Below are 16,817 nucleotides of genomic sequence, written 5' to 3' on the forward strand. Positions count from 1 at the left end.
GCTCTCCCGGTCTCGTGTAAGGGGCAGGGCGCGGACGCCCGGCCGTGTTCTTTCGTGGCTACAGCCCGATTATTGGGGTGATGAGAGCAAATCTCAAATCGATTGTCCCTACGGACGCGATTGATGCGATGCGCAGGCGCAGCGCGCCGCCGCTCAAATCGCCTGTGCCTGCCGTTGCGCCGCGCGCTCGGCCGCCTCGATCGTGTTGACGAGCAGCATCGTGATCGTCATCGGGCCGACGCCGCCCGGCACCGGCGTGATGAAGCCGGCCACTTCCCGCACGCCCGCGAAATCGACGTCGCCGCAGAGCTTGCCCGCCTCGTCGCGGTTCATGCCGACGTCGATCACCGTCGCGCCCGGCTTCACCATCTCGGCGCTGAGCACGTTACGCTTGCCGACCGCCGCGACGACCACATCCGCGTTCCTCGTGTGCGCGGCGAGGTCGCGCGTCTTGCTATGGCAGATCGTGACGGTCGCGCCGGCTTCGAGCAACAGCAGCGCCATCGGCTTGCCGACGATATTGGAACGCCCGATCACGACCGCGTTCGCGCCCTTCAGGTCGATCGCGTACTCCTGGAACATTTTCATCACGCCATACGGCGTGCACGGGCGAAAGAGCGGCTTGCCGGTCAGAAGCGCGCCCGCATTGGCGACGTGAAAGCCGTCGACGTCCTTTTCCGGGGCGATCGCCTCGATGACCTTGTGGCTGTCGATGTGCGCGGGCAGCGGCAGCTGCACGAGAATGCCGTGGATCGCCGGATTGCGGTTGAGCGTTTCGATATGGGCGAGCAGGTCGGCTTCGGAGAGCGACGCGGGAAAGCGGTCGAACACCGAGGAGAGGCCGTTGTCCTGGCATGCCTTCACCTTGTTGCGCACGTAGACTTCGCTCGCCGGATTGTCGCCGACCAGCACGACGGCCAGGCCCGGCTGGTGCCCGCGGGCGGTGAGGGCGGCGGCGCGGGTGGCGACATCGGTACGGAGTTTCTTGGACAGGGCGGTGCCGTCGATGAGTTGGGCAGTCATGGCAAATCGGTCGAGAGTAGGCAAGTGGTGTGATGCGGGCGGCTTTCGCGGCGTGCGCTTGGGCGCCTTTCGTGGCGACGGTTTCGACTATGGGCGGCGGGGTTCGGGTCGCGTTCGGGCGCGGCCTGGGGCGGCTCCGCAAGTTTTGCGGACAGGCGCCGGTTGAAACGCGGCGTGGCCGGAGCGATCGGCGATGCTCACGCCCTGAACGGCGCGCTTTGCAACCGGCTCACAACCGCTCGAACCCGTGCCCGGAAATCGATTGGGACGGCGCTGATGGAAAGAGCGAAATTATACCGCTTCGGGCTGGCGTCTTGCCCGGCGAGGCCCGGCGGCGGGCCTCGCTCGTCCTGCGCGACAACTTTGCAGCGTCCGACGGTTTCAGGGCGAGACCGGCTGCCAGCTGTCGTCGGGATCGAACTGGCGCAGGGCGGCAGCGGCTGTCGCCGTCGACGGTCCCAGGTTCTTCTGGTAGACCTGACCGTCCTGATTGACGATGAACGTCATCACGCCGGACTTGCCGTATTGCGCCGGCCACGCGACGAGACCGAAGCCCTTCGACATCTCGCCGCCGCTCACGTAGCTTGCGGCGCCGCCTTTCGCGTGCGGACCTTGCGCCGTGAGGATCTTGAAGTGATAGCCGTGATAGGCGTCGGCGGGCAGGGTGTGGTTCGGCATCGTCGCGGCGAGGGGCCCGAGCGGGCTCTCCGGCTCGCCGGGCGCGCTGTCCCAGTAGAGGCCGTCGCGCTTGCCCGGCGTGCTCACGAATCGCTGCGCGTAGTGCTGCTGCTGCTTCTGGTAATCCTGCTGGGCATCGACGTAGCCGAGCGCGGAGAGCATCGCCGAATGCTCGTTGCGGCCGATGCGCCGCGTCGTGATCTCGTCGCGCGCGGCGGGCAGGTCGAACTGCCAGCCCTTTGCGCGCTGCACGAGCGGGATCGGCAGCGTCCAGCCGCTGTCGCCGACTTCGACGTGCGCGCTCGCCTGTCCGCCGAGCGGCGCGGCATCGTTGACGATGCGATGCTGCTTCGCCCACGCGCCGAGGTAATCGTAGATGTCCTGCTCGCCGATGTTGTCGGTCGGGATGAAGCGGCCGAAGTCCTTGCCGAGCACCTGACGCAGGGCGTCGTGATCGTTTCTCGCGATGGCGTCGGTGAACGCTTCGGCTGCGGCGTCCGGGCTCTGGTAAGTCGACTGTGCGTGAGCCGCCGGCGTGGCGATCAGCAGCACGGGGGCGGCCGCGAACGTGCCGAGCACGCCGATCGCGGTGACCCACGCCGCGACGCGCGCGCGAAGGGCCCCGGACGGGACGATGAAGGAAAGTTGAGTCATTGCTGGGCTCCTGAAGCTGATTGCGTCAAAACGTGAAGCACGCGTGAGGCAGCGCGGCCGTGCGCGGTTACCGGCGATGCATGCCGTGCCCGCCGCCGCCACCGCCGCGTCCGCCTCCGCCAAATCCGCCTCCTCCGCCTCCTCCGCCTCCTCCGCCTCCTCCGCCACCACCACCTCCGCGGTGGACGCCGCCGCCACCGGCGCCGAATCCACCGCCGCCACCACCGTGCTGAACGCCGGCCCCGCCCGCCCCGTGTCCACCGCCTCCGCCGCCGCGGTTCGCGAGCGATTCGCGGCTCGCCTGGCCGCGCTGCGTGTCACGCCGCGCGGCGTCGCCGTCGCCGGCTCCGCGCAACGCGTTGTCGCGATTCACGCCCTGCGCGCGCTGCTGCACGTCGGCGCGATTTGCGCCGCCCGCGCCGGTGCGATTGCCGCCCTGCTTGATGTCCTGCACGCGCTGGCTCGCCGAGCCGCTCACGTCCTGGCCGGTACGCGTTTGCAGCGTCTGGCGCGCCTGCGCGCGCGGATCGTCGCGGCCGCGGAACTGGTCGCGATTGGCGCCGGCGTTGGCCGCATTGACGTTGTTCTGCCGGTTGCTCAGATTCGCGTTGTTGCGGTTGAACTGCGGATCGTTGCGATTCCAGCGCGCGGTCGTGTTGTTCGCGTTGATGCGGTTGTTGACGTTGATGTTGTTATAGCGATTGACGTTCACATTGACGTCGTGGTTGTTCCAGTTGAAGCCGCCCCACAGCGCGTTTGTCACGGCGATCCCCGCGCCAAACGCGATCCCCGCCGCGAAACCCGACGCGATCGCATACCCGGGCGGCGGCGGCACATAGACGGGCGGATACGCAGGATAAGGCCAGGTGCCGTAGACGACCGTCGGGTTGTAGGTCGGCACGTAGACGACCTGCGTGCTGGTCGGCTGGATCTGGATCGTGCTCTGCTCGACGACCACCTTCTGCTGCTCGTTCGACTTCAGGTTGCCGGCCGTCTGCGCCGCGCGGCGCAGGCGCTGCACGGAGTCCATCACGTCGTTCGGCTGCGCGAGGAAGGCGTTGCCGAGCTGCGTCGTCCAGTCGGGCTTCGAGGCCATCGTCGCGAGCACCTGCGGGAACGCCACGAGCGATTGCACGCTCGGGTCCCACGGCTCGGAAGCGACTGCCTTCACGGCGTCGTCGCCCTTCAGGTTCGTGTGCGAACTCGACCACGCCGCCGCCGCGCTCACTTCCGACGGGTAGGTCGACGCCATCAGCACCTGCGCGAGCAGCGCGTCGGGATAGAGCGCGACGGGTGCCGTCAGCGAATCGAGTTGCTGGTTGGAGAGCTTCGCCGCAGCGGGCGCGCTCGTCTGCGCCTGCGCGAAGGCGGGCGGCGCGTGGACGGCGAAGAACGGCCCCGCGAGGAGCGCTGCGCACAGCAGGAGGGTGCGCGAGGTTGGGCAGGCATCGGACACGCGCTGTGCCGATGCGTCGTTCCGGTATCGATTCACGATCGGGTCCTCCGGGCGGCCGCCAGGGCGACAGCCGATGACAAGACCGCCAGGACGGGCATCGCCGGGAACCGGACGAGGCCGCCGTGCGGCGAAAGAATCGGAAAGGGCGTTTGACGAGCAGGGTGGATGAGGCCCGGCGCGCGGCGCGAGAGCCGGATGGAAGCGCCCGCCCGACCAGGCGGGCGGAATAACGTAACGCAGAGGTCACTGCAGCCTGCCTGCCGATCCAGGACGTTGCTTGACGCCTTGTCGCGCATAACGGGTTCCGGTGGTTTCGGTTGGGCTATTTAAATGGCCGTAGACATTCCATGTCAACGTGACAGAAGCAATACCACGTTTCTGAAAACGCGGGAACTTGTGCGAAGGAGGGAAAGCGGAGGGGACGAGGCGGGCCGGGACGACGTGCGGCCCTATGGAGCGCGCCGGATATCGACGATCCGGCGCGCGTGCGGTAAAGCGACCGGCGAGCGCCCGGCGGCTGGATTCAGCCGCGGGCGCGCAGGCTCATTGCTGGGGCTTGTTGGAGAGCGCGAGTCTCAGCAGGTCGGCGACCGTGTTGACGCTCAGCTTCTCCATGATGTTCGCGCGATGCGCCTCCACCGTCTTGATGCTGATGCCGAGGTCGTCGGCGATCTGCTTGTTCAGGCGCCCCGCGATGATCCGCTCGAGCACCTGATGCTCGCGCGCCGTGAGTTTGCCGAGACGCTCGGCGGCCGCACGCTGCTGCTGGACGCTCGTGCTCTCGCTGCGCGCCTTCTCCAGCATGCGCTCGACCAGCTTGCGCAGTTCGGCTTCGTCGAACGGCTTTTCGATGAAGTCCATCGCGCCTTTTTTCATCGTCGAGACGGCCATCGGCACGTCGCCGTGCCCGGTCACGAAGATGATCGGCAGCAGCGAGTTCTCGGCGATCAGCTTCTCCTGCAGTTCGAGGCCGGTCATGCCCGACATCCGCACGTCGAGGATCAGGCACGCGATCGCGCCCGAATGCGCGATCGGCAGGTAGACGTCGAGAAAACTCTCCGCGCTCGCGAAGCACTGCACGCGATAGCCGTTGGCTTCCAGCAGCCAGCGCAAAGAATCACGCACGGCTTCGTCATCGTCGACGACAAAGACGGTTTCCTGAGTGGTGACTGGACTGCTCATAGCTCTCCCGTAACGGTTTGTTGTCTGGTTTGTTCACTGTGAGCGTCCGGCCCGCCGTTGCTCGGGCTGTCGGACTCTCCAATTGGCAGACTGCAGTGGAACGTGGCGCCCGTGATGTGGCCGTCGGACTCGACGTTGTTCACGACCCACAGGCGTCCGCGATGCGATTCGATGATCGAACGGCAAATATTCAGCCCCATGCCCATGCCGTCGGACTTGGTGCTGTAGAACGGTTCGAAGAGACGCTCGGCGGTGGCTTCGTCGACGCCCGGACCCTGGTCCACGACGCTGATGCACACGAAGTTGCCGTCGGTGCGCTGCACGACCACGCGAATCACCGGATCCACTGCGTTCGGTTTCGCATCATGCATCGCTTCGGCCGCGTTTTTCAACAGGTTGACCAATACTTGTTCGATCAGAACCGGATCGACGTAGATCACCGGCATGCGCGAGCGGATCTCGGTCAGGATGCGGATCTTGCGCTTTCTCGCTTCGATCTCCGCGAGCCCGACCGCATCGGCAACGATATCGGCGACGCGCGTCGCCTGGCGCTTCGGCTCGCTGCGCTTCACGAACTCGCGGATGCGCTTGATGATCATGCCCGCGCGCACGGCCTGCTGCGCGGTCTTTTCGAGCACGGGCAGGAGGTTCTCCTGCGTCATGCGGCCCGACTTCACCATCGCGACGCAGCCCGAGCAGTAGTTGTTGATCGCGGCGAGCGGCTGGTTCAGCTCGTGCGCGAGCGACGACGCCATCTCGCCCATCGTCATCAGTCGGCTCGTGAACTGCAGCTTCTCTTCCTGCTGATGCGCGAGTTCCTGCGCCTGCTTGCGTTGCGTGATGTCGGTCGCGATCTGCATCTGCGCGAGATGGCCGTCGACCCACTGGATGTACTGGCGCCGCACTTCGAACCACTTCTGGATGCCTTCGACATAGACTTCCTGCGCGTCCGCCGAGCTCTCCGTGAGCGCGGTGGCGGGCAGGCCCGCATAGGTATCCACCATGTCGATCGTGTCGGGCGATGTCTGTGCGCCGTCGAACCCCCCGCCCGCGAGCTGCAGGTGGCCGTCGGGCCGGATGCCGAAGAGGTGCCGGTAATAGCGGTTCGCGAACAGCAGTTCGGCTTCGTCGGCGGCGAGCACGGACACGGCCGCGTCGAGGCTTTCGAGCACCGTCGTGAAGCGCTCGTGCGCGGCGGCGAGTTCCTCGCGCGCGCGCTTGGGTTCGGTGATGTCCGTCATCGACGACATCCAGCCGGTCTGGCGTCCGGAGCTGTCGATGAGCGGCGACACGTAGAGCCGCGCGTGGAAAAACGACCCGTCCTTGCGGCGCACGCGCAGCTCGAAACCGGACGAGGGCGCCTTGCCGCGCAGTGTCATGTCGAGCTGGCGCTGCATCTCGGGATACGAGTCGCGCGGCCAGTACGGAAAAGGCTTGGTCTTGCCGACGAGATCGCTTTCGTCCCAGCCCGTCATGCGGCAGAACGCCGGATTCACGTGCGTGATGCGCCCGTGCATGTCGAGCACGCGCATGCCGATCAGCACGGAATTTTCCATCGCGCGGCGGAAGAACGCTTCGGCATAGAGCGCCTGCTGTGCCTCGAAGCGCTGCCGCGTGTGCTTCCAGAGGCTCCAGAGGCTCCACAGCACGAAGCACGACAGGCCCGCCACGAGCCACACGAGCGTGTTGTTCGTGAAGTTCGTGAGTTGAGGATACGAGTAAACGCGCACCGACACACCTTGTCCCGGCGGATCGAGCGGCAGGTCGTAGAACATGTCGCGCGGCAGGCGCGGACGGCTCGACGTGGTGGCGAGCTCGCGGTTGTTCGGATCGGTGATCGAAATCTTGTACTTCGCCGACAGCTCGCTCGGAATGTCGTGCTTGAGGATGCCTTCGATCGAGAACACCGCCGCGATCGAGCCCATGAACTCGCGGTCGCGGAACACGGGCGTCTGCAGCGTGATGTAGCCGTTGCCGAGATCGTCGTAGAGAAGCGGCGAATAGATCTGGCGGCGCGTCGTGCGCGCCTCGTCGAACGAGGCCTGCACGGCTTCGTCCATCTGCGTGTCGTTGGGCTTGGCGAGGCGGGAACCCAGCACCGGCAGCGGCGTGTTGGGCCAGCGGGGCTTATGCTCGCTCGTGTACCAGTTCATGTACAGGATCTCGGGATGACCCTGCATGATGTCGGTGGAAGAGGTCTGGAAAGTCTGCGGATCGCCGTGTCCGGTGGCGATGTCGCGGGCGAGCGCCTGAATCTGTTCTTGCGCTCCGGTCATGGAAAGACGAATCTGCTGCTGGGCCCACGCGACATTGCGGTACAGCGTGTCTTCCTGCTGCTGCTGTTCGCGCCGGTTGAGACTCCAGAGAATCAGGCTCATCACGACCAGAAAGACCAGAATCGAGATGAGCGGCGTCAGTAAATAGGAGTTCGACCACCACGGTCCGTGGTGCCAGCGGGACGGCGACGAGTCTGTCGGCTTGCGCGACGACTTCGCCGAACGTGCGAAAAGCCGATCGGTCAACATGGCGGCAATTGTAACGCAGCGTTTGATTGTTAAATGGCGTAAAAAGGCGGGAAACCGCCTTCAAATGGTCGCAAGGGAGCGAAACGTCTATCAGAAAAGCCTTCACCGACGGTGCGTTGCAGCAATTTTTCGTATTATGAGATTCACTCTCATGATTTGAAAAATTCCTTGCGTGTTTGTCCGGACCCTCTTTAGAATTGCCGCACGCGGCCGGCGCCGTATGGCGCGTGATGTCTGTTCATAGAGCGTTCCTCAAATCAGGAGACGAGCATGTCCGCTGTACCCGACGAAGTTCTGAAATATGTCGCCAACGCCAACGACGACGATCCCCAGGAAACCGCCGAGTGGCTCGAAGCGCTAGACGGCGTGATTTCGGCAGTGGGCCCTGATCGCGCGCACTACCTGATCGAAAAGCAAATCGAATTCGCCCGCGTACACGGCGAGCACCTGCCGTTTTCCGCCAACACTCCCTACATCAACACGATTCCCGTCGCCAATCAGTCGAAGATTCCCGGCGACCAGGACATCGAACACCGCATCCGCTCGTACACCCGCTGGAACGCCATCGCGATGGTGCTGCGCGCCGGCAAGGACACGAACGTCGGCGGCCACATCGCGTCGTTCGCTTCGGCCGCGACGCTCTACGACGTCGGCTTCAACCACTTCTGGCACGCACCGTCGAAGGAACATGGCGGCGACCTCGTGTTCGTGCAGGGCCACTCGTCGCCGGGCGTGTACTCGCGTGCGTTCCTGCTCGGGCGCCTGACCGAGAAGCAACTGAACAACTTCCGCCAGGAAGTGGGCGGCGAGGGCATCTCGTCGTATCCGCACCCGTGGCTGATGCCGGACTTCTGGCAGTTCCCGACCGTCTCGATGGGCCTCGGCCCGATCATGGCGATCTACCAGGCGCGCTTCATGAAGTACATGGAAGCACGCGGCATCGCGAAGACCGAAGGCCGCAAGGTCTGGGCCTTCCTCGGCGACGGCGAAACCGACGAACCGGAATCGCTCGGTGCGATCGGCATGGCCGGCCGCGAGCGGCTCGACAACCTCGTCTTCGTGATCAACTGCAACCTGCAGCGTCTCGATGGCCCGGTGCGCGGCAACGGCAAGATCATCCAGGAACTGGAAAGCGAGTTCCGCGGCGCCGGATGGAACGTGGTCAAGGTGATCTGGGGCAGCCGCTGGGACGCGCTCTTCGCACGCGACAAGACTGGCGCGCTGATGCGCCGGATGATGGAAGTCGTCGACGGCGAATACCAGACGTACAAGTCGGAGTCGGGTGCGTTCGTGCGCGAGCACTTCTTCAACACGGCGGAACTGAAGGCGCTCGTCGCCGACTGGTCCGACGAGGACATCTGGAACCTGAACCGCGGCGGCCATGATCCGCACAAGATCTACGCCGCATACGATCAGGCGCAGAAGGCGAAGGGCTCGCCGACCGTCATCCTTGCCAAGACCATCAAGGGCTACGGCATGGGCGAGCACGGCCAGGCGATGAACATCACGCACCAGCAGAAGAAGCTGCCGATCGAGACGCTGAAGAAATTCCGCGACCAGTTCCGCCTGCCGATTCCCGACGACAAGATCGAGGACGTGCCGTATCTCACCTTCGAGGAAGGCTCGAAGGAACTCGAATACATGCGCGCCCGCCGCCAGGACCTGGGTGGCTACCTGCCGACGCGTCGCGAGAAGGCCGAGTCGCTGCCGGTGCCGGAACTGTCGGCGTTCGAGCCGGTGCTGAAGGGCACGGGCCCGGGCCGCGAGATCTCCACGACGATGGCGTTCGTGCGCGTGCTGAACATCCTGCTGAAGGACAAGGCGCTCGGCAAGCGCATCGTGCCGATCGTCCCTGACGAATCGCGCACTTTCGGCATGGAAGGTCTCTTCCGCCAGATCGGCATCTGGAACCAGGAAGGCCAGAAGTACGTGCCGGAAGACTCCGACCAGTTGATGTTCTATCGCGAATCGGAAACCGGGCAGATCCTGCAGGAAGGCATCAACGAAGCCGGTGGCATGTGTGACTGGATCGCGGCCGCGACGTCGTATTCGACGCACGGCGAGATCATGATCCCGTTCTACATCTTCTATTCGATGTTCGGCTTCCAGCGCATTGGCGACCTGGCATGGGCAGCGGGCGACATGCGTTCGCGCGGCTTCCTGCTGGGCGGCACGGCCGGTCGCACGACGTTGAACGGCGAAGGCCTGCAGCACGAAGACGGCCATTCGCTCCTCTGGGCGGCATCGATTCCGAACTGCGTGAGCTATGACCCGACGTTCGGCTACGAACTCGCGGTGATCATGCAGGACGGCCTGCGCCGCATGGTCGCGGACCAGGAGGACGTGTACTACTACATCACCGTGATGAACGAGAACTACGAACATCCGGCGATTCCCGAAGGTGCGGGTCTGGAAAACGTGGCCGCCGACATCATCAAGGGCATGTACTCGTTCAGGAAGGCCGAAGCCGACAAGAAGGCGCCGCGTGTCCAGCTGATGGGTGCAGGCACGATCTTCAACGAAGTGATCGCCGCCGCCGAACTGCTGAAGAGCGACTGGGGCGTCGCCGCCGACCTCTGGAGCGTGCCGAGCTTCACGGAACTGGCCCGCGAAGGCCAGGCCGTCGAGCGCTACAACCTGCTGCATCCGACGGAAGAGAAGAAGGTCGCGCACGTCACGAAGTTGCTGAAGGATGCGCCGGGTCCGGTCATTGCGTCGACGGACTACATCCGCGCGCTCGTCGACCAGATCCGCGCGTACGTGCCGCAGAAATTCGTGGTGCTCGGCACCGACGGCTTCGGCCGCTCGGACACGCGCGAGGCGCTGCGCCACTTCTTCGAAGTCGACCGCTACTGGGTCACGGTCGCGGCGCTCAACGCGCTCGCGGACGAAGGCACGATCGAGCGCAAGGTCGTCGGCGAGGCGATCAAGAAGTACAACCTCGACCCGTCCAAACCCAACCCGATGACCGTCTAAGGCATCGCCCCCGAGCGTTGTGAAGGCGCATCCTCCCCGAGCCCAAAAGCGGGGAGGATGTGTCGTGCAACCCAGGAGACACTAATAATGAGTCAAGCGATCGAAGTCAAAGTGCCGGACATCGGCGATTTCACGGACATCCCCGTGATCGAGGTGCTGGTGAAGGCGGGCGATGTCGTCGAGAAAGAGCAGTCGCTCGTCACGCTCGAATCCGACAAAGCCACGATGGACGTCCCCAGTTCAGCCGCGGGCACCGTCAAGGAAGTGAAGGTCAAGGTGGGCGACAACGTGTCGGAAGGCTCGTTGATCGTCGTGCTCGAAGGCGGCGCCAATGGCGCTGCTCCCGAAGCGCCCAAGGCCGCGCCGGCCAAGCAGGAAGCCGCTCCGGCTGCTGCGGCGGCGCCCGCTGCCGCGGCGGGCGGCGGCACCGTCGAGGTGAAAGTGCCGGATATCGGCGACTTCACGGATATCCCGGTCATCGAGATCGCGGTGAAGGTCGGCGACAAGGTCGAGAAGGAGCAGTCGCTCATCACGCTCGAATCCGACAAGGCCACGATGGACGTGCCGTCTCCCGCGGCCGGCACCGTCAAGGAACTGAAGGTCAAGCTCGGCGACACTGTTTCGGAGGGCACGCTGATCGTCGTGCTGGAAAGCGGCGGCGGTGCTGCCGCGCCGGTCGCGCCCGCCGCGAAACAGGAAGCGCCAAAGGCCGAAGCGCCGTCCGACGCGCCGGCCAAGCCCGCTCCGCAGAAGGAAGCGCCGTCCGCGCTCGCGCAGGCGCCTGTCATGCCTGCCGGCGACGGCACGCACACGTCGAGCCACGCGTCGCCTTCGGTGCGCAAGTTCGCGCGCGAACTGGGCGTCGATGTGTCGCGCGTCACGGGTTCCGGTCCGAAGGGACGCATCACGCAGGGCGACATCACCGCGTTTGTGAAGGGCGTGATGACAGGCCAGGGCAAGGCGCCGGCGGCAGCGGCTGCGCCGGCTGGCGGTGGCGGCGGCGAACTTGGTTTGCTGCCATGGCCGAAGGTCGATTTCACGAAGTTCGGCCCGGTCGATCCGAAGCCGCTTTCGCGCATCAAGAAGATTTCGGGCGCGAACCTGCATCGCAACTGGGTCATGATCCCGCACGTCACGAACAACGACGAAGCGGACATCACCGAACTCGAAGCGCTGCGCGTGAAGCTGAACAAGGAAAACGAAAAGGCCGGCATCAAGATCACGATGCTCGCGTTCGTCATCAAGGCCGTGGTGTCGGCGCTGAAGAAATTCCCGACCTTCAACGCGAGCCTCGACGGCGACAACCTCGTGTTCAAGCAGTACTACCACGTCGGTTTCGCCGCGGATACGCCGAACGGGCTGATGGTCCCGGTCATCCGCGATTGCGACAAGAAGGGCCTGCTCGACATCGCGAAGGAAATGGCGGACCTGTCGAAGGCGGCGCGCGACGGCAAGCTCAAGCCCGATCAGATGCAAGGCGGCTGCTTCTCGATTTCGTCGCTCGGCGGGATCGGCGGGACGAACTTCACGCCGATCATCAACGCGCCCGAAGTGGCGATTCTCGGGTTGTCGCGCGGCGCGATGAGGCCCGTCTGGGACGGCAAGCAGTTCGTGCCGCGCCTGACGCTGCCGCTTTCGCTCTCGTATGACCATCGCGTCATCGACGGGGCCGAGGCTGCGCGCTTCAACGCGTACTTGTCGGGGATTCTGGCGGATTTCCGTCGGGTGATTCTTTGATCCCGTGCGATGCCGCTTTCACGAGCGGCATCGCCTGTCATCCGCCGACGAAGGAACCGGCCGCTTCGCCTGAAGCCCGGTTCTCTCCGCACAATTCTTAGGGGACAACATGAGTCTCGTCGAACTAAAAGTACCCGATATCGGCGACTTCACTGACGTCGATGTCATCGAAGTCAATATCAAGGCCGGCGACGCCATCGAAAAAGAACAAGGCGTCATCACGCTCGAAACCGACAAGGCCACGATGGAAGTGCCGGCCGACGTCGCGGGCACCATCAAGGAAGTCAAGGTCAAGGCGGGCGACAAGGTCTCGCAGGGCTCGGTCATCGCGATGATCGAGACGGCCGGGGCGGGCGCGGCTGCCGCGCCGGCCGCCAAATCCGCCGAGCCCGCCTCCGCCGCGAAGCCGGCCGCGCCGAAGGCCGCGGGTGGCGGCACGCAGGAAGTGAAGGTGCCGGACATTGGCGACTTCAGCGACATCCCGGTCATCGAAGTGCATGTGAAACCGGGCGATACGGTCGAAAAAGAACAGTCGCTCATCACGCTCGAATCCGACAAGGCGACGATGGACGTGCCGTCGCCGGCTGCCGGCACGGTCAAGGAACTGAAGGTCAAGGTCGGCGACAACGTGTCGGAAGGCGTCGTCATCCTGACGCTCGAAGGCTCGGGCGGCGGCGTGAGCGAAACGCCGGCCAAGCCGCAGAGCGCAGCGCCGCAGCCGGCCGAGAAAGCCGCCGCGCCCGCGCCGAAGGCCGGCAGCTACTCGGGTACCGCCGACATCGAGTGCGACATGCTCGTGCTCGGCGCTGGTCCCGGCGGCTATTCCGCCGCGTTCCGCTCGGCCGACCTCGGCATGAAGACCGTGCTCGTCGAGCGTTACGCGACGCTCGGCGGCGTGTGCCTGAACGTCGGCTGCATTCCGTCGAAGGCGCTCCTGCACACGGCGCTCGTGTTCGACGAAGCCAAGGCGCTCGAACATCACGGCATTACTTTCGGCGCGCCGTCGGTCGATCTCGACAAACTGCGCGGCTTCAAGGAAGGCGTCGTCAAGAAGCTGACGGGCGGCCTCGGAGGCATGGCGAAGGCGCGCAAGGTGCAGGTGGTGACGGGCGTCGGCAACTTCGTCGACCCGAATCACATGGAAGTCGAAACCGCCGACGGCAAGAAGGTCGTGAAGTTCGCGAAGGCGATCATCGCGGCGGGCTCGCAGGCCGTGAAGCTGCCATTCATGCCGGAAGATCCGCGCGTCGTCGATTCGACCGGCGCGCTGGAGCTGCGCCAGATTCCGAAGCGCATGCTGGTGGTGGGCGGCGGGATCATCGGGCTCGAAATGGCGACCGTGTACGCGGCGCTCGGCTCGGAAATCGACGTCGTTGAAATGCTCGACGGCCTGATGACGGGCGCCGACCGCGATCTCGTGAAGGTCTGGGAGAAGTACAACGCGAAGCGCTTCGCGAACGTCATGCTCAAGACCAAGACGACCAAGGCCGAAGCCAAGGCCGACGGCATCTACGTGTCGTTCGAGGGCGAGAAGGCGCCGGCCGATGCGCAGCGCTATGACCTCGTGCTGGTCGCGGTCGGGCGCAGCCCGAACGGCGGCAAGATCAGTGCGGACAAGGCGGGCGTCGCGGTGACGGAGCGCGGCTTCATCAACGTCGACAAGCAGATGCGCACCAACGTCGAGAACATCTACGCGATCGGCGATCTCGTCGGCCAGCCGATGCTCGCGCACAAGGCCGTCCACGAAGGCCACGTCGCGGCGGAAGCGGCGCACGGCGAAAAGGCGTACTTCGACGCGCTGCAGATTCCGTCGGTGGCCTACACCGATCCGGAAGTGGCCTGGGCCGGCAAGACGGAAGACGAGTGCAAGGCGCAGGGCATCAAGTACGGCAAGGCGGTGTTCCCGTGGGCCGCTTCCGGCCGCGCGATCGCCAACGGCCGCGACGAAGGCTTCACGAAGCTGATTTTCGACGAGGAAACGCATCGCGTGATCGGCGGCGGTATCGTCGGGCTGAATGCGGGCGACCTGATCAGCGAAGTGTGTCTCGCGGTCGAGATGGGCGCGGACGCGACGGATATCGGCAAGACGATCCATCCGCATCCGACGCTCGGCGAATCCATCGGCATGGCGGCGGAGCTGTACGAAGGCGTCTGTACCGACCTGCCGCCGCAGCGCAAGAAGTAAGCGGCGGCGGTTGTCGTGAGTGTCGCGACGAGCGGCGCACCCTTTCCCGGGGTGCGCCGTTTTTTTTGTGGCGTGCCTGGTGAGCGACGGTACCTATCCGACAGACGAAAAAAAACCGCGCTCGAATCGAGCGCGGTTTTTCTGGTACCGAGGTCTGCGCAACCGGCGGGCGAACTAGCCAGCCGATCGGTCTTTCACGCAAGAACCTTAGGCAACCGACTTCTTCGCGACGCGCGAAGCTTGTTCCGTCGCTTGTGTAGCAGCCTTCGTGGCGGCCGTAGCGGCTGCGTTGAAGTTGCTTTCAGCGATTTCGACGGCTTGCTTCGTTGCCTTGTGAACCGTTTCGTACGTGGTGTTGGCGGCGGTGATGGCCGACTTCATCACGGCGACAGCCGTTTCCGAACCTGCCGGTGCGTTCTTCGCGACGTTGTCGACGAGCGTCTGCACCTTGCGGTTTTGCTCTTCGTACTGTGCTTCAGCAACACGGGCGAATTCAGCTTGCGTGGCCGATGCGATTTCATACAGGTGACGGCCGTACGACAGAACCTTCTCAGCGACCGGCTGCGTCAGGCTGGCTTGCAGCGAGAGCAGTTCCTGCGCGTCCTTCACCGACAGGGCGCGCTGCGTGTTTTCCTGGCTTTCGGCCAGCGTCGACTTCACGACTTGCAGGTTCAGCTCGACCAGCTTTTCGATGCCTTCAAATGCCTTGTTCGTGAGGCCGAACAGGGTGTCGAAGTTGGCTTTTTGCGCGGCGGCGACTTGCTCGGGGGTCAACAGGGTCATCTCACACTCCTGAAATTCGACCCTTGATCGCGGGTCGTGGTTTTGTGGCGGACACCGGGAATCCGGCTACCGAATGAAGCAACAACTATTGGTGCGTCGCAACATGGAACCCATTTTAGCCAAATTCTGATGGTAGTCAAGTTCTTTTTGTGCGCTGCACAAAAAGAGTAATCATTTGTTTAAACAACGACTTACATGTGAGGTGAGCGGCGTGCTGGATATCCGGGAAAACCCGTATGCACCAAGACAAGACAAGGCGTACAGGACGATTCCGAGCTACGATCGGGCGTCAGAGAAGAGGGTTGGGACTAGATGAGAGCATTCTATAGTGACCGTTTCGTGTTGCCCTTACCTGGCGGTCACCGCTTTCCTATGCAGAAATATCGCCTGCTGCGCGAACGTGTCGCAGCGGAGTTGCGCGATGTCGCGCTGCACGAAGCGCCGATCGCCAGCGACACCGAACTCACACGCATACATTGCGCGGGCTATGTCGAACGGGTCGCGACCGGAGCGCTCGATGTGCGCGAGCAGCGCGAAATCGGTTTTCCGTGGTCGCCTGAAATGGTGGAGCGTTCACGCCGCTCGGTCGGCGCGACGATCGCCGCGTGCCGCGCCGCGTGCGTCGACGGCTTCGCGGTAAATCTCGCCGGCGGCACGCATCATTCGTATGCGGCGCACGGCGCGGGCTTTTGCGTGTTCAACGACGCCGCCGTCGCCGCCCGCGCCATGCAGGCCGAAGCGCGCGAGAAGGGCGGCAAAGGGGCGCGTGCACAGATCGCGATCGTCGATCTCGATGTGCATCAGGGCAACGGCACCGCCGCGATTTTCCGCGACGACCCGAGCGTGTTCACGCTCTCGCTACATGGCGAATCGAACTATCCGTTCGCCAAGGAGGCGAGCGATCTCGACGTGGCGCTGCCCGACGGCTGCGACGACGACACCTACGCCGACGCGCTTTCGCGCGCGCTTGCGACGATGTTCGAACGCTGCGAGCCTGCGCTGATCATCTACCTAGCGGGCGCCGATCCGCACAAGGGCGACCGGCTGGGCCGCCTGGCGCTGAGCCTGGACGGCCTAGCGCGCCGCGACCGCCTCGTCTTCGACGCCGCCGTGGCGCGTGAGCTGCCGGTCGCGATCACGATGGCGGGCGGTTATGGCCGCGATATCGACGATACGGTCGATGTTCACTTGCAGACGATCCAGCTTGCGGCGGCGGCCTGCTCACGGCGCCAGAGGCAGCAAAATCCGAGCGCAGCACTTTTTTAGGATGCCGCCGTAAACCTAAATTGTTCAAGGAACGTTAACATTTGGACTTAGTCGAAACGCGCGTTGCCGAACGGCAACAGGCGTTCCAGCCGTTTCGCGTCGACCGGTTCCGGTTGCGCGATCGACGGCTCCGGGCACAAAAAAGTCGACATTCCCCTCAAGTTGCAGAATTAATTGCCGATAGGCAGGGAAGGCCCCGGCGGGTGCCGGGCGATCGGTGCAAAGTTTTCCGAACAACGATCGTTTTTGGCGATCAAAATGCTAAACGTTATTGGCTTTTTGCAATCGAGGTTTACAACTCGGTTTAAAGAGCGTCGATAAGTGCTTAATATTGCTTAAATTTCGCAGCTTT

The 16,817-nt window shown here is 64.3% G+C and carries 10 protein-coding genes; 4 read left to right on the forward strand and 6 right to left on the reverse strand.

The window, feature by feature from the left end:
• Positions 1-153 precede the first annotated feature (153 nt).
• The 5 genes from folD to fixL all read right to left on the reverse strand — a co-directional run bounded on the left by folD (position 154) and on the right by fixL (position 7,518).
• Positions 154-1,023 carry a bifunctional methylenetetrahydrofolate dehydrogenase/methenyltetrahydrofolate cyclohydrolase FolD gene (folD, locus tag AWB81_RS13880; protein WP_062636221.1) on the reverse strand — a complete coding sequence of 290 codons (870 nt, stop codon included), beginning with the start codon at positions 1,021-1,023 and terminating at the stop codon, positions 154-156.
• A 381-nt stretch (positions 1,024-1,404) separates the two neighbouring features.
• A complete protein-coding gene (locus AWB81_RS13885; protein ID WP_062636223.1) occupies positions 1,405-2,355 on the reverse strand; it encodes a DUF2950 domain-containing protein in 951 nt (316 codons plus the stop codon).
• A 67-nt stretch (positions 2,356-2,422) separates the two neighbouring features.
• Complete coding sequence (locus AWB81_RS13890; protein ID WP_374730487.1) at positions 2,423-3,847, reverse strand: DUF3300 domain-containing protein; 1,425 nt, start codon at positions 3,845-3,847, stop codon at positions 2,423-2,425.
• A 507-nt stretch (positions 3,848-4,354) separates the two neighbouring features.
• Positions 4,355-4,993 (reverse strand): oxygen response regulator transcription factor FixJ, encoded by a 639-nt coding sequence (fixJ, locus tag AWB81_RS13900; protein ID WP_062636227.1) that lies wholly within the window; start codon positions 4,991-4,993, stop codon positions 4,355-4,357.
• Positions 4,990-7,518 (reverse strand): oxygen sensor histidine kinase FixL, encoded by a 2,529-nt coding sequence (fixL, locus tag AWB81_RS13905; protein ID WP_062636229.1) that lies wholly within the window; start codon positions 7,516-7,518, stop codon positions 4,990-4,992. Before fixL ends, fixJ begins: the two co-directional genes overlap by 4 nt.
• 270 nt (positions 7,519-7,788) lie before the next feature.
• On the opposite strand from fixL, the gene aceE reads away from it, so the two are divergent.
• The 3 genes from aceE (at position 7,789) to lpdA (ending at position 14,416) form a co-directional block, all read left to right on the forward strand.
• Entirely contained in the window at positions 7,789-10,494 is a 2,706-nt protein-coding gene (gene aceE, locus AWB81_RS13910; RefSeq protein ID WP_062636231.1) for a pyruvate dehydrogenase (acetyl-transferring), homodimeric type, read from the forward strand.
• 87 nt (positions 10,495-10,581) lie between these two features.
• Positions 10,582-12,231, forward strand: coding sequence for a dihydrolipoyllysine-residue acetyltransferase (gene aceF, locus AWB81_RS13915; RefSeq protein ID WP_062636233.1), 1,650 nt, complete (start codon positions 10,582-10,584; stop codon positions 12,229-12,231).
• Positions 12,232-12,340: 109 nt separating this feature from the next.
• Positions 12,341-14,416 (forward strand): dihydrolipoyl dehydrogenase, encoded by a 2,076-nt coding sequence (lpdA, locus tag AWB81_RS13920; RefSeq protein ID WP_087134977.1) that lies wholly within the window; start codon positions 12,341-12,343, stop codon positions 14,414-14,416.
• A 207-nt stretch (positions 14,417-14,623) separates the two neighbouring features.
• Here the strand turns inward: lpdA and AWB81_RS13925 are convergent, their stop codons facing one another.
• Positions 14,624-15,199: a phasin family protein gene (locus AWB81_RS13925; protein ID WP_062636235.1), complete on the reverse strand. Its 576-nt coding sequence runs from the start codon at positions 15,197-15,199 to the stop codon at positions 14,624-14,626.
• Positions 15,200-15,511: 312 nt separating this feature from the next.
• Here AWB81_RS13925 and AWB81_RS13930 point away from each other — a divergent pair, with 312 nt between their 5' ends.
• Positions 15,512-16,465, forward strand: coding sequence for a histone deacetylase family protein (locus AWB81_RS13930; protein ID WP_062636238.1), 954 nt, complete (start codon positions 15,512-15,514; stop codon positions 16,463-16,465).
• Positions 16,466-16,817 lie beyond the last annotated feature (352 nt).

This window comes from Caballeronia arationis, from assembly GCF_001544975.2.
Classification (GTDB): Bacteria; Pseudomonadota; Gammaproteobacteria; order Burkholderiales; family Burkholderiaceae; genus Caballeronia; species Caballeronia arationis.

Coding starts and splice junctions, on each gene's coding strand:
- folD (WP_062636221.1), bottom strand. CDS start 1,023: ATGACTGCCCAACTCATCGACGGCACCGCCCTGTCCAAGAAACTCCGT.
- AWB81_RS13885 (WP_062636223.1), bottom strand. CDS start 2,355: ATGACTCAACTTTCCTTCATCGTCCCGTCCGGGGCCCTTCGCGCGCGC.
- fixJ (WP_062636227.1), bottom strand. CDS start 4,993: ATGAGCAGTCCAGTCACCACTCAGGAAACCGTCTTTGTCGTCGACGAT.
- fixL (WP_062636229.1), bottom strand. CDS start 7,518: ATGTTGACCGATCGGCTTTTCGCACGTTCGGCGAAGTCGTCGCGCAAG.
- aceE (WP_062636231.1), top strand. CDS start 7,789: ATGTCCGCTGTACCCGACGAAGTTCTGAAATATGTCGCCAACGCCAAC.
- aceF (WP_062636233.1), top strand. CDS start 10,582: ATGAGTCAAGCGATCGAAGTCAAAGTGCCGGACATCGGCGATTTCACG.
- lpdA (WP_087134977.1), top strand. CDS start 12,341: ATGAGTCTCGTCGAACTAAAAGTACCCGATATCGGCGACTTCACTGAC.
- AWB81_RS13925 (WP_062636235.1), bottom strand. CDS start 15,199: ATGACCCTGTTGACCCCCGAGCAAGTCGCCGCCGCGCAAAAAGCCAAC.
- AWB81_RS13930 (WP_062636238.1), top strand. CDS start 15,512: ATGAGAGCATTCTATAGTGACCGTTTCGTGTTGCCCTTACCTGGCGGT.